The sequence below is a fragment of the Chromohalobacter canadensis genome, from assembly GCF_034479555.1.
GTDB lineage: Bacteria > Pseudomonadota > Gammaproteobacteria > Pseudomonadales > Halomonadaceae > Chromohalobacter > Chromohalobacter canadensis.
Genome location: NZ_CP140151.1, coordinates 1,347,383 through 1,359,987, shown reverse-complemented (window position 1 = coordinate 1,359,987; position 12,605 = coordinate 1,347,383). Strand labels below are relative to the sequence as shown.

Here is a 12,605-nt window from a genome sequence, read left to right as displayed (position 1 = left end):
ACTACAGACGAGATCTAACCCACGAAATACCACATCATTGGCAGCCATAGCGCCGTGAACACACCGGTCAGGCTCATGCCCAGCGAGGCGAAGGCGCCGGCGGTGGGGCCGATATCGAAGGCACGCACGGTGCCGATGGCGTGGCCGTTGACGCCCAGCGCGAAGCCGATGACGCGCGGATCGTGGATGTTTCCCCAGCGCGCCAACAGCGTGATGCTGAGCGTGGCCATCACCCCGGTGATCAGCAAAGCGCCCATCAACAGCGGAACCGAGCCCCGCAGCTCCTCGACGATGCCCATGGCGATGGGCGCGGTCACCGATTTGGGTGCCAGCGAGGCGAGCACCGTCGGCGGAGCATCCAGTAGCCAGGCGATGCCCACGGCATAGCCCGCGGCCAGGATCGCCGCAGGGGGCAAGGTCAGCACGATGGGCTTCCACAATGTTCGAATGTGATGCACCTGCTGGTAGAGCGGTACGCCCAGCGCAACGGTAGCGGGACCCAGCAACCAGGTCAGCCAGCCGACGCCACGGTGGTATTCGGTGTAGCCGAGTGGCAAAAGTGCCAGCAAGCCGGCCAGCAGGCAGGCGGCGAGCAGGATGGGGGGACACCAGGCGGGCGAGCGCAGCCAGTTAAAGAGTCGCAGGCCTGCGAAATAGGCCGCCAGGGTGAGCACGATGGCGGTTTCGGGGCGTTGCGGGAGCGTGTGGGCCAGGCTTTCCAGGCGGAGTAAAAGCTCACTCATGCGGCCGCTCCCGGGGCGAGGCAACCAGGCGTTGCATCAGCCACAGCGTGGTTAACGAGCTGAGCAGCGTGCCCAGGATAAGAGCGATGAAGATGGTCAGCCATTGGCCGCTGAATTCGTCGGCCTGGAAGAAGATGCCGACGACGCCGGGCATGATGAGTAGCGCCAGCATACCGATCAGCGGTTGGCTGGCGGCGCCGAGGTCGTGGCTCAAGCGGCGGCGCAGCAACAGCCAGAGGGTGAGCAATAACATACCGGCGACCCCGCTGGAGAGCGGGAGTGCGAATAGCTCGACGGTGATGTCGCCAAGCATCAAAAACGCCGTCAGAATCAGAAAACCCCGTAGGATGGACAGCATGCGGATGGCCCTTGCATGAGTGTGCCGGAGATTGATGCGCATCATACCAGAGCACGTGGCGAATGCCGGACGCGACATTGACGCTTACGTGGCGAGCGTGAATTGCTATGCTCCACAAGCATGTGCCAGCCTGACGATCGACGTCGGCTGCCACGCCGTGCGTATAGCCAGGCTTGGATGACAGGGAGGAAGCTACATGACCGATATCGCAAGGCTCTTGGGGGCTGAGGCGGAAACATTGCTGGAGCACCAGTGCCAGACGTTTCGCAAGGAAGATTTATACCTGCCGGGGCCAGATTTCATCGATCGGGTGATGTCGGAAAACGACCGCAGCCCGCACGTGCTGCGCAATATGCAGACGCTTTACAATCATGGCCGCTTGGCGGGGACCGGCTACCTGAGTTTCCTCCCGGTCGATCAGGGGATCGAGCACTCTGCCGGGGCGTCGTTCGCACCCAATCCGCTTTACTTCGATCCCAAGAACATCGTCGAGTTGGCCATTGAGGGGGGCTGCAACGGCGTGGCCTCGACGCTGGGCGTGCTGTCCTCGGTGGCGCGCCGGTATGCGCACAAGATTCCCTTCATGCTCAAGCTCAACCACAACGAGACGCTGACCTATCCAGCGATCTACGATCAGACGCTATTCGCGCAGGTCGAACAGGCGCACGACATGGGCTGCGTGGCGGTGGGCGCAACCATCTACTTCGGTTCGCCCGAGAGCCGGCGCCAGATTCAGGAAATCAGCGAGGCCTTCGAGCGCGCGCATGAGCTGGGCATGGTCACCGTGTTGTGGTCCTATCTGCGCAATCCGGCGTTCAAGCACGAGGGCACGGACTATCACGTCGCCTCGGACTTGACCGGCCAGGCGATCCACATGGCGGCGACCCTCAAGGCAGATATCGTCAAACAGAAACTGCCGGAGAACAACGGCGGTTATCGTGCCGTCGGTTTCGGGCATACCCACGACAAGGTCTACGACGAGCTGACCAGCGACAACCCCGTGGACCTGGCTCGCTATCAGGTGGCGAACTGCTTCATGGGCCGTGCCGGGCTGATCAACTCCGGCGGTGGCTCCAAGGGCCATTCCGACCTCGGTGAGGCCGTGCGCACGGCGGTGATCAACAAGCGCGCTGGCGGCATGGGCCTGATTTCCGGACGCAAGGCGTTCCAGAAGCCGATGAACGAAGGCGTCGAACTGCTCAACGCCATTCAGGACGTCTACCTCTCCCCCGAGGTCACCCTCGCCTGACGCACGACCCAACGACACGTGACGACGACCCGGTCTTGCCGGGTCGTCTTGCCGACTTTTCGTACATAGCGACCCATTGTCACGCTTATGACGCGCGAGCGTCGTGTCGATTATGATGGTGGCGTGCCTAGTCTGGGTACGCTCATTTGACGCGGAGGGCGCATGTCGCAACCTGCCAGAGATGTCGCTCTTAAGGATGTTGCTATCAAAGATGTCGCGATCGTCGGCGCGGGGCCGATCGGGTTGTGCTTGGCATTGGAGCTGGCGGCGCTGGATTTGTCGGTCACGTTGATCGATGCCGCGCCTTACACGGCGTTGGCTTCGCCTGACGACGACGGACGTGAGATCGCCCTGACCCATGCCTCGCGCGAGCAACTGGCGGCGGCGGGCATCGATATCCCCGCAAGACAGATGGCACCGATTCGCGAGGCGCGTCTCTACAACGGAGCCAGCCCGCGGGGCATGACCCTGGCCAGTGCACGAGGAGAGGGCCGTGGGCGAGAGGGTCAAGACAGTATTGGCCAACTCGTCGCTAACCATGTCATCAGGCGTGCCGCGTTCGAGGCGGTGCAGGGCGTCGAACATATCCAGCTCGTCACCGGACGCCGGGTGAGTGCATTGGGCGCCGGCCCTGGCTGGCGTAGTGTATTGCTCGACGATCAGGCGCAAATTCCCGCGCGTCTGGTGGTGGCCGCCGATGGTCGTTTGTCGGCGACGCGCCGCCTGGCGGGACTCTCTGCGCAGATTCACGACACCGGCCAGCGTCTACTGGTGCGACGCATGGCGCATGCGCGGCCCCATCGGGAAGTGACCTGGTCATGGTTCAGTGGTGAACGTGGCTTGGCATTGCTGCCGCTGGCGGGCGATACCGCGTCGCTGGTGATGACGCTCCCGCCACACGACGCCGAATGGCTCAAGGCGTTGTCGTCGGAAGCATTCGCGGCGGAGGCGACGCGCCTTTACCAGGGCAGCGTGGGCGAGATGAGCTGCCGTGGCACGTTGCACGATTATCCGCTCTCGGTCAGTCGTGCCGAGCATCTGGTCGCCGATCGCGTGGCGTTGGTGGGCGATGCAGCGGTGGGGCTGCACCCGGTCACGGCGCATGGCTTCAACGTCGGGTTGGCCAGTGTGCGTCGGCTGGTCGATGCGCTGACACATCACGACAAGGCGGTAGAGGATGTCGGGGCGCCAGCGCAGTTAGCGGTGTATGCGCGGCACCATCAGCGTGTGATCTTGCCTTTGTGGCATGCCTCGCGAGCGCTGGTGGCGTTGTACGGCGATACGCGCCCCCCGGCGCGTATCGTGCGCCATTTGGCCTTGGGAGCCGCGCGCCGGGCCGGGCCGCTGCAATGGCTGATGGAAGGCTATCTGGCCAAGTCGGCCGCGCGTCGCTGAGTCGTTTCTCCCCCGTCATAGATGGGTTTTGCCGACGGATTTGCGCGTAACGAATTTCTGCGTCACCGTCAATATCTATGCGGGCTCCCCAGTTTGTACTACCATATATGGTGTATTGAGACGCGGTGCCTGAGATGGCGGCGCGTCGTCCCTGATCGATTATTTTTTGTCTTATCTCACTTCTTTGCGAAAACAAAGGCTTATCATTCTCATGAGCATCAAGATTTACAGCAAGCCGGATTGCATGCAGTGCCACGCCACCTATCGCGCCCTCGACAAGCAGGGAATCGACTACACGGTGGTGGATATCAGCACGGATCCCGAGGCGGTACGCACCGTCGAATCGCTGGGCTATCGCCAGTTACCGGTGGTCGTGGCGGCGGAATCGCAGCATTGGTCAGGTTTTCGTCCCGAGTTGATTCGCCAACTCGCGTGATAAGGAAGGGGGCAGCATGCGCGATGTAGTGTACTTTTCCACGCAATCGGGCAATACGCGGCGCTTCGTCGAAAAGCTCGACGTGTCGGCGCAGGCCATCCCGCGTAGCCGTAACGATGCCCCGTTGCGCGTGGAACGTCCCTATATCTTGATCTTGCCGACGTATGGCGATGGCGATCCACGTACGGCGGTACCGGGACCGGTGATCCGGTTCTTGAACGATCCCCACAACCGGGCTTTGATCGAGGGCGTGGTGGCCGGCGGCAATACCAACTTCGGTGCCGCCTTCGGCTTGGCCGGTCGCGTGGTCGCGCACAAGTGCCAGGTGCCGTTGCTGCACCGCTTCGAATTGATGGGAACGCCTGAAGATGTCGCCAAGGTGCATGGCTGCCTGGCGACGGAGATGACAGATGCTGGATGACACCGTGGAAACCACCGAGAATACATCGTCCTTGAACGCGTCGTCCGTCGAGCTGAGTCGCACGACGCAGACGCTGGACTATCACGCCCTCAATGCGATGCTCAACCTCTACGATAACGAGGGGCGCCTGCAACTGCAGGCGGACCGTGAGGCGTCGCGTCAGTACTTCCTGCAGCACGTCAACCAGAATACGGTTTTCTTCCATTCGCTGGCGGAAAAGCTCGAGTATCTGGTCGAGGAGAACTACTACGAGAAGGAGGTGCTCGACCAGTACGACTTCGCCTTCATCAAGTCGCTGTTCGAGCGCGCCTATGATGTGAAGTTCCGTTTTCAGAGCTTCCTCGGGGCCTTCAAGTACTACACCAGCTATACGCTCAAGACCTTCGACGGGCGCCGTTACCTAGAGCGTTTCGAGGACCGTGTGTGCATGGTCGCGCTGACCTTGGCGCAGGGGGACGAGACGGTAGCTCGGCAGTTGATGGATGAAATCATCCACGGACGCTTCCAGCCGGCCACGCCGACGTTTCTCAATTGCGGCAAGAAGCAGCGCGGCGAGCTGGTCTCGTGCTTTCTGTTGCGTATCGAGGACAACATGGAGTCCATCGGGCGCTCCATCAATTCGGCGCTGCAGCTCTCCAAGCGGGGCGGTGGTGTCGCGTTCCTGCTCAGCAACATCCGCGAGGCGGGCGCACCGATCAAGCATATCGAGAACCAGTCCTCGGGCATCATTCCGATCATGAAGATGCTCGAAGACGCCTTCTCCTATGCCAACCAGCTGGGCGCGCGGCAGGGTGCCGGTGCGGTGTATCTCAACGCGCACCATCCGGACATCCTGCGTTTCCTCGACACCAAGCGCGAGAACGCCGACGAGAAGATCCGCATCAAGACGCTGTCACTGGGCGTGGTGATTCCGGATATCACCTTCGAGCTGGCCAAGCGCAACGAGCCGATGTACCTGTTCTCGCCCTATGATGTCGAGAGCGTCTACGGCAAGCCGTTCGGCGATATCAGCGTGACCGAGAAGTATTACGAGATGGTCGACGACGCGCGTATCCGCAAGACCAAGATCAGCGCGCGCGAGCTGTTCCAGACGCTGGCGGAAGTCCAGTTCGAGTCGGGTTACCCGTACGTGATGTTCGAGGACACGGTGAATCGCGCCAACCCGATCGCCGGACGCATCAACATGAGCAACCTGTGTTCGGAAATTCTGCAGGTCAACACGCCGTCCGATTACGAGGCGGACCTGGGCTACGAGCGCATCGGCGAGGACATTTCCTGCAACCTCGGCTCGCTGAACATCGCCAAGACCATGGATTCCTCGGACTTTGGGGCCACGGTCGAGACCGCGATTCGCGGGCTGACGGCGGTCTCCGAGATGAGCGACATCAATTCGGTGCCGTCGATCTCCGAGGCCAACAAGCATTCGCATGCGATCGGCCTGGGGCAGATGAACCTGCATGGCTATCTGGCCCGCGAGCACATCCATTACGGCAGCGAAGAAGGGTTGGACTTCACCAACCTGTATTTCTACACCGTGACCTATCACGCGCTGCGCGCTTCCAATCAGTTGGCGATCGAGCGGGGCGTGGCCTTCGCCGGCTTCGCGGCGTCGGACTATGCCAGCGGCGTGTACTTTGACAAGTACACCGAGCAGGCGTGGGGGCCGCGTACCGCGCGTGTCCGCGAGCTGTTCGACAAGGCCGGCATTCACGTGCCGACCCAGGACGACTGGCGCGAGCTCAAGGCCTCGGTCATGGCGCATGGGCTTTTCAACCGTAACCTCCAGGCGGTGCCGCCGACCGGTTCGATTTCCTATATCAACCATTCGACGTCGAGCATTCACCCGGTGGTGTCGAAGATCGAGATCCGCAAGGAAGGCAAGCTGGGGCGCGTCTATTACCCGGCCCCGTATCTCAACGACGACAACCAGGAATATTATCAGGACGCCTACGAGATCGGCCCCGAGAAGATCATCGACACCTATGCCGAGGCGACGCAGCACGTCGACCAGGGGCTGTCGTTGACGTTGTTCTTCCGCGATACCGCGACCACACGCGACATCAACCGGGCGCAGATTTACGCCTGGCGCCAGGGCATCAAGACGCTGTACTACGTGCGTCTGCGCCAGGCCGCGCTGGAAGGCACGGAAGTCGAGGGATGCGTGTCCTGCACCCTGTAACACCGGGCGACGTACCCGCGCGATAGACACTTCCATCGAGATCATCGGCGTGGCTTGGCGATAGGCCAGGCACGCCGTCGGCAATGAGAGAACCCGCCATGACCGCTACCGCGACACCGCGTCCTCTGACGCGCGTCGATGCCATCAACTGGAACCGCCTGCAGGACGACAAGGACCTCGAGGTCTGGAACCGGCTCACCGCCAATTTCTGGCTGCCCGAGAAGGTGCCGTTGTCCAACGACGTGACCTCGTGGAACACGCTGACCGAGCAAGAGCAGACGCTGACTATTCGTGTCTTCACTGGGTTGACGCTGCTCGACACCATTCAGGGGACTATCGGCGCACCGGTGCTGATCGAAGACGCCGTGACGCCCCACGAGGAGGCGGTGTTCACCAACATCAGCTTCATGGAGTCGGTGCATGCGCGCTCCTACAGCTCGATCTTTTCGACGCTGTGCGCGACGCGTGATGTCGACGACGCCTACCGGTGGAGCGAAGAGAATCCGCACCTGCAGAACAAGGCCGAGCTGATTCTCAACCGTTACCGCATGGATGACCCGCTGATGCGCAAGGTCGCCAGCGTCTTCCTCGAGTCGTTCTTGTTCTACTCCGGTTTCTACCTGCCGATGTACTGGGCCAGTCGCGGCAAGCTGACCAACACCGCCGACCTGATTCGCCTGATCATTCGCGACGAGGCGGTCCACGGCTACTACATCGGCTACAAGTTTCAGCAGGCACTGGCCAAGGAAAGCGCCGAGCGCCAGCAAGAGATCAAGGACGCCACCTTCGATCTGCTGCTCGAGCTCTACGACAACGAGGTGCATTACACCGAATCGCTCTACGACGACGTGGGGCTGACCGAAGAGGTCAAGGCGTTCTTGCATTACAACGCCAACAAGGCATTGATGAACCTGGGCTACGAGCCGTTGTTCCCTGGCGCCACCGAAGCGGTCAACCCTGCGATCCTGGCGGCACTCTCGCCCGGGGCCGAGGAAAACCACGACTTCTTCTCCGGCTCCGGCTCTTCCTATGTCATCGGGCGTTCGGAGCGCACCGAGGACGAAGACTGGGCGTTCTGAGCCGGCGGCCAGCACGTCGGAGTCAATACCTACCAGCGCGCATGATGCGCTGATCGACACGCTTCACCCGGATAAAAGCCCCCGCTCGACGCAGCGGGGCGCCGGGAGCGCTCGCCCGTATGCGGTTTCTCTCCTGCAAATCTTGTCAAAGCCGCTGCCGGCGGCCACGCTTGATAGCGTTCCGGGGAAGCGGCACGTATGCCGCTGACAGACAAAGGAGAGCAACATGGAAAGCATCACGATACCGGGGACCGACCTCACGCCGTCACGAGTGGGGCTCGGCACCTGGGCCATCGGTGGTTGGAAATGGGGCGGTGCCGATGACGCCAATGCGGTGCGTACCATTCATGCCGCACTGGATCGCGGCATTACGCTGATCGATACCGCACCGGCCTATGGGTTCGGGCACTCCGAAGAGGTCGTCGGCCGGGCGCTGGCTGAGTACGGGCAGCGTGACAAGGTGGTGCTCGCCACCAAGACGGCGCTCGAGTGGCAGGAAGGGAGCGACGGCGTGGTGCGCAATGCCTCGGCGGCGCGCATCGAGAAGGAGGTGGAAGACTCGCTGCGGCGCTTGCGCACCGAAGCGATCGATCTGTACCAGATCCATTGGCCGGATCCCCGGGTACCGATGGAGGAAACCGCCAACGCCATGCAGCGCCTCTATAGTGCCGGCAAGATCCGTGCGATCGGCGTCAGCAACTTCAGCCCCGAGCAGTGCGATGCCTTTCGTCAGGCAGCGCCGCTGCACAGCGTGCAGCCGCCGCTCAATCTGTTTGAGCGCGATGCTGAGCGCGACATCATTCCTTATGCGCAGCGTGAGGGGCTGATCTTTCTGGCCTATGGTGCGCTGTGTCGCGGCTTGTTGACGGGCAAGATGCACGCGGATTCGGCTTTCACCGGCGACGATCTGCGGAAATCCGATCCCAAATTCCAGGCGCCCCGTTTCACGCAGTACCTGGCGGTGGTCGAGGCGCTGACGAAACTCGCGCGCGAGCGTCACGACAAGCCGGTATTGGCCCTGGCGGTGCGCTGGGTGCTCGATTCCCATCCCAATGCCATCGCCCTGTGGGGTGCGCGACGTCCGGATCAGGTGACGCCCCTTGACGCGCTTGGCGGTTGGTCGCTGACCGCCAGCGATCTACGCGATATCGATGCCATCATCGAGGAGCACGTCACGGACCCCGTGGGCCCTGAATTCATGGCACCTCCCGCGCGGGAGGACTGGTAGCCGCTGGCGCGACCGTCCTCGCGCATGGTAAAGGCGACGGTCGCCATTTCGTCATCAATCAGGAGAGCTAACATGGAATATCGTCATCTCGGCCATTCTGGCCTGCGCGTTTCTGCACTGACGCTTGGCACGATGACCTTCGGCGGCGTCGGCAAGATGGCCAGCGTCGGCGACACCGGCCTGGGCGACGCCCAGCGCCAGATCGACATGGCCATCGAGCGTGGCGTCAACTTCTTCGACACCGCCAACATGTACTCTGAGGGCCGCTCCGAGGAGATTCTCGGCGAGGCGCTCAAGACCAAGCGCGACGATGTGCTGATCGCCAGTAAGGTGCGCTTCCCGATGGGGGGTGGCCCCAACGACGACGGCCTGTCGCGTTATCACATTCTGCGCCAGTGCGAGGCCAGCCTGAAACGGCTGCAGACCGACCACCTGGATCTCTACCTGATGCACCAGTGGGACGGCCTTACGCCGCTGGAAGAGACGTTGGCCACCATGGATCAGCTGGTGCGCGACGGCAAGATTCGCTATTACGGCGTTTCCAACTGGTCCGCCTGGCACGTCATGAAGGCGCTCCAGGTCTGCGAACGGCACAACTTCATCAAGCCGATCTGCCAGCAGATCCACTACACCGCCCAAGCCCGTGACGCCGAGTACGAGCTGATGCCGGCGGCCGTCGATCAGGGGCTGGGTACCATGGTGTGGAGCCCGCTGGCGGGCGGCTTGCTCTCGGGCAAGTATCGCCGCGACCAGCGCCATCTCGATGGCACGCGTTTCAGTCAGGGCTGGACCGAGCCGCCGATCCACGATGAGGACAAGCTCTTCGACTTGATCGACGTGCTGGTCGACGTGGCCGACGGGCACGGTGTGTCCGCCGCCCAGGTGGCGCTAGCCTGGACGCTGACCCGATCCGGCGTGTCCACTGAGGTGATCGGCGCCCGCAAGGATGAGCAGCTCAAGGACAACCTGGCGAGCGCCGAGCTCACGCTCAAGCCCGACGAGATCGCCGCCATCGAGAAAGTCAGCCGCCCGGCGCTGCTGTATCCCTACTGGCATCAGCACAACACGGCCTCCAGCCGCCTGGGGCATGCTGACCGCGTCCTGCATGGCCCGTATCTCGACGATTGACCTTGGGCGAGACACCGCGGTAACGCGGCCCACACAAAAACGCCCGGCAAGCCATGTGAACTGACCCCCAATCGTTGGACGGTTAGTTCTCTTAACCGGCGGCCATGGCCTGAGTCCTGTATTGCACGGGGCTCAGGCCTTTTAGTCTCTGCTTGATCCGCTGATGGTTGTAGTAGTGGATGTACTCGGCAATGCCTTGCTGCAACTGCTCAACGGTATCGAACCGGTTCAGATGGAAGTACTCCGCTTTCAGGGTGCCGAAAAAACTCTCCATAGCGGCATTGTCCAGACAATTCCCTTTCCGTGACATGCTGCGCAGTATCCGCTTCTCCGCCACCAGGCGACGATAGTTAGGGTGGCGGTAATGCCACCCCTGATCCGTGTGCAATAGAGGCCGATCATCCGGCCTGAGCCGGTCAAAGGCGCTCTTCAGCATATGCTTCACTAGGCCGAATACCGGTCGTGGCCCAGTCTGGAAGGCGATGATTTCGCCGTTATACAGATCCATGACCGGTGACAGGTAGAGTTTCTGGTCATTGACCTTGAATTCGGTGATGTCGGTCACCCAGCGTTGATTCGGCCCTTGGGCTTGAAATCGACGCTGTAGCGTATTGGGAGCGGCATAGCCCTCGACGCCGCGATAAGCTCGATATCGTTTGGGGCGAACGCGGGACTTCAAGCCCAGCTGCTGCATCAACCGCTGGACGGTCTTGTGGTTGACCGCCTCGCCTGCCTGGCGCAGCACAGCGGTGATACGGCGATAGCCATAGCGTCCCTTGTGGTGATCATAGATCGCCTGGATACGCGCCTTCAGAGGCGCATACAGATCGTCAGCCCTCAGGGCCTTGAGCTGGTAGTAGAACGTGCTGCGCGGCAGCGATGCCGCACGCAGCAGCAGCGCTAGGGGGTGCTCATGCCTTAACCCTTGGACGGCTTGGGCTTTTTGCCCCGTGTCGTCGCCCGTTTCTCTCGGGCCAAGGCATCGAGCTTTTTTAGATAGGCATTCTCTGCCCGCAGATAGGCCAGCTCCTCGAGCAACTCCTCATGGGAGCGCTCACCATCGGCGGGAGGCTCAGGCGTTGGCGATGGGGGCTTCTGGGGCATCGGGCGGCGTCCCGTACGTTTCGGTTCCAAGGCAGTTAGGCCACCACTATGGTACTGACGCTCCCATCTGCCAATAGCGCCAGCAGCACGGATATCAAACAGGATCTCGGTCTGTCGGATCGACAAGCCGTCGCGCCACCTCCTTTCCAGCACCTCACGCTTGAACGCTGGGCTGTAGTGACGGCGTGTTTGGCGCCATCCCAAAGGCCCATGCTGCCGGTACTGCTCCACCCATCGCCTGACCATGGAATAGTCCAGACCCAACTGATGGGCAACCACTTCTAGGCCGACATCTCCACTCAGGTATTGCTGCACCACTTGCAGCTTAAACTGGTCGCTGTACTGGTTCTTCATAGAAACACCCCGAAGGTTGGATTGGATGTCCAACTTTCGGGGTGCAGTTCAAAGGCCGGGCGTTTGCGTTATGCGACGGAGATTGCGTTTTTTGCCATGACGTGCGTAACACCATTGATACTGGATTGCGGGAGTAGGCCTTCAGTGCGAGGCGACAAGTATCGAGGCCTCGTTAACGATGGTGTTATATGCGGCCGGATCGTGAGCAAAGCGTCCCAGGAATAACCCGTCAGCCTGCCCTGCTAGCTTGGTCAATAAGTTGGGGCCGGCACTGCCGCCATAGATGATGCTGGCTGCGGGGTGTGAGTTCATATGCTCGCGTAGGCCCTGACAGACCGTAGCAATGTGCTCAAGTGATGCTGGTTCTGAAGCGCCGATTGCCCAGTGTGGCTCATAAGCGATGATGATCGGCTGTTGGCATTGTTCCGGCGTGGCCAATGATAGTGCACTGTCGATCTGTGCACGGCAATTCGCGATTGCCGCTTCTGGCGCGCCACATTCAGCTTCACCGATGCAGAGTACCGGTATCAGTTGGTGTGCCAACGCCACCTGTACCTTGGTAGCCACGGTTTCGATATCTTCTCCGAAGAGTCGCATGCGCTCGGCATGTCCGATCTCGACATAGCGGCACCCCATTTCAGCCAGCATGGCGCCACTCACTTCACCTGTATAGGCGCCGTAGGCTGATTGATAGAGGTTTTGGCCGCCAACGCCGACTGGGGTGTCGTTAAAAATATTGAGTACCGGCGCTATTGCGGGGAAGCTGGGCAGTACAAACAACGATACCCGACCATCGAGCACAGCCGGATGTTTTTCCAATGAAGCGGCAATCTCGCGGCACCATGTCAGCGTCTGAGCATAACCAAAGTACATCTTGAAACTGATGCCCAGCGTAATGGTAGAGCGTTGCATGAATGCCTCTATATGGTGA

General features: G+C 61.3%; 12 protein-coding genes. 8 read left to right on the top strand and 4 right to left on the bottom strand.

Annotated features, from left to right (window positions below):
* Positions 1-14: 14 nt before the first annotated feature.
* Together SR908_RS06455 and SR908_RS06450 are read right to left on the bottom strand one after the other, a co-directional pair.
* Positions 15-743 (bottom strand): LrgB family protein, encoded by a 729-nt coding sequence (locus tag SR908_RS06455; RefSeq protein WP_246923682.1) that lies wholly within the window; start codon positions 741-743, stop codon positions 15-17.
* A complete protein-coding gene (locus tag SR908_RS06450) occupies positions 736-1,101 on the bottom strand; it encodes a CidA/LrgA family protein (RefSeq protein ID WP_246923679.1) in 366 nt (121 codons plus the stop codon). The genes SR908_RS06455 and SR908_RS06450 overlap by 8 nt, the downstream gene beginning before the upstream one ends.
* A 196-nt stretch (positions 1,102-1,297) precedes the next feature.
* Here SR908_RS06450 and SR908_RS06445 point away from each other — a divergent pair, with 196 nt between their 5' ends.
* The 8 genes from SR908_RS06445 (at position 1,298) to SR908_RS06410 (ending at position 10,216) form a co-directional block, all read left to right on the top strand.
* Positions 1,298-2,350, top strand: a complete 1,053-nt coding sequence (locus SR908_RS06445) for a class I fructose-bisphosphate aldolase (protein ID WP_246923675.1) — start codon at positions 1,298-1,300, stop codon at positions 2,348-2,350.
* 162 nt (positions 2,351-2,512) lie between these two features.
* Positions 2,513-3,745, top strand: a complete 1,233-nt coding sequence (gene ubiM, locus SR908_RS06440) for a 5-demethoxyubiquinol-8 5-hydroxylase UbiM (RefSeq protein ID WP_246923673.1) — start codon at positions 2,513-2,515, stop codon at positions 3,743-3,745.
* A gap of 211 nt (positions 3,746-3,956) precedes the next feature.
* On the top strand, positions 3,957-4,181 hold the full coding sequence (gene nrdH / locus SR908_RS06435; RefSeq protein WP_040240876.1) for a glutaredoxin-like protein NrdH: 225 nt from the start codon (positions 3,957-3,959) through the stop codon (positions 4,179-4,181).
* 16 nt (positions 4,182-4,197) lie between these two features.
* Positions 4,198-4,602 carry a class Ib ribonucleoside-diphosphate reductase assembly flavoprotein NrdI gene (nrdI, locus tag SR908_RS06430; RefSeq protein WP_097021768.1) on the top strand — a complete coding sequence of 135 codons (405 nt, stop codon included), beginning with the start codon at positions 4,198-4,200 and terminating at the stop codon, positions 4,600-4,602.
* A complete protein-coding gene (gene nrdE / locus SR908_RS06425) occupies positions 4,592-6,781 on the top strand; it encodes a class 1b ribonucleoside-diphosphate reductase subunit alpha (RefSeq protein WP_097021769.1) in 2,190 nt (729 codons plus the stop codon). Before nrdI ends, nrdE begins: the two co-directional genes overlap by 11 nt.
* Positions 6,782-6,879: 98 nt before the next feature.
* Positions 6,880-7,860 (top strand): class 1b ribonucleoside-diphosphate reductase subunit beta, encoded by a 981-nt coding sequence (nrdF, locus tag SR908_RS06420; protein WP_097021770.1) that lies wholly within the window; start codon positions 6,880-6,882, stop codon positions 7,858-7,860.
* A 226-nt stretch (positions 7,861-8,086) separates the two neighbouring features.
* A complete protein-coding gene (locus SR908_RS06415; protein ID WP_246923669.1) occupies positions 8,087-9,088 on the top strand; it encodes an aldo/keto reductase in 1,002 nt (333 codons plus the stop codon).
* Positions 9,089-9,160: 72 nt separating this feature from the next.
* Entirely contained in the window at positions 9,161-10,216 is a 1,056-nt protein-coding gene (locus SR908_RS06410) for an aldo/keto reductase (protein WP_246923666.1), read from the top strand.
* Positions 10,217-10,307: 91 nt separating this feature from the next.
* Here SR908_RS06410 and SR908_RS06405 read toward each other — a convergent pair.
* Together SR908_RS06405 and SR908_RS06400 are read right to left on the bottom strand one after the other, a co-directional pair.
* A protein-coding gene (locus tag SR908_RS06405; protein WP_407652255.1) for an IS3 family transposase occupies positions 10,308-11,674 on the bottom strand; the annotation gives its coding sequence in 2 pieces (ribosomal slippage) (positions 10,308-11,212 and positions 11,212-11,674; 1,368 coding nt in all).
* 141 nt (positions 11,675-11,815) lie between these two features.
* Entirely contained in the window at positions 11,816-12,586 is a 771-nt protein-coding gene (locus tag SR908_RS06400) for a triose-phosphate isomerase family protein (RefSeq protein ID WP_246925599.1), read from the bottom strand.
* Between the last annotated feature and the right edge of the window lie 19 nt (positions 12,587-12,605).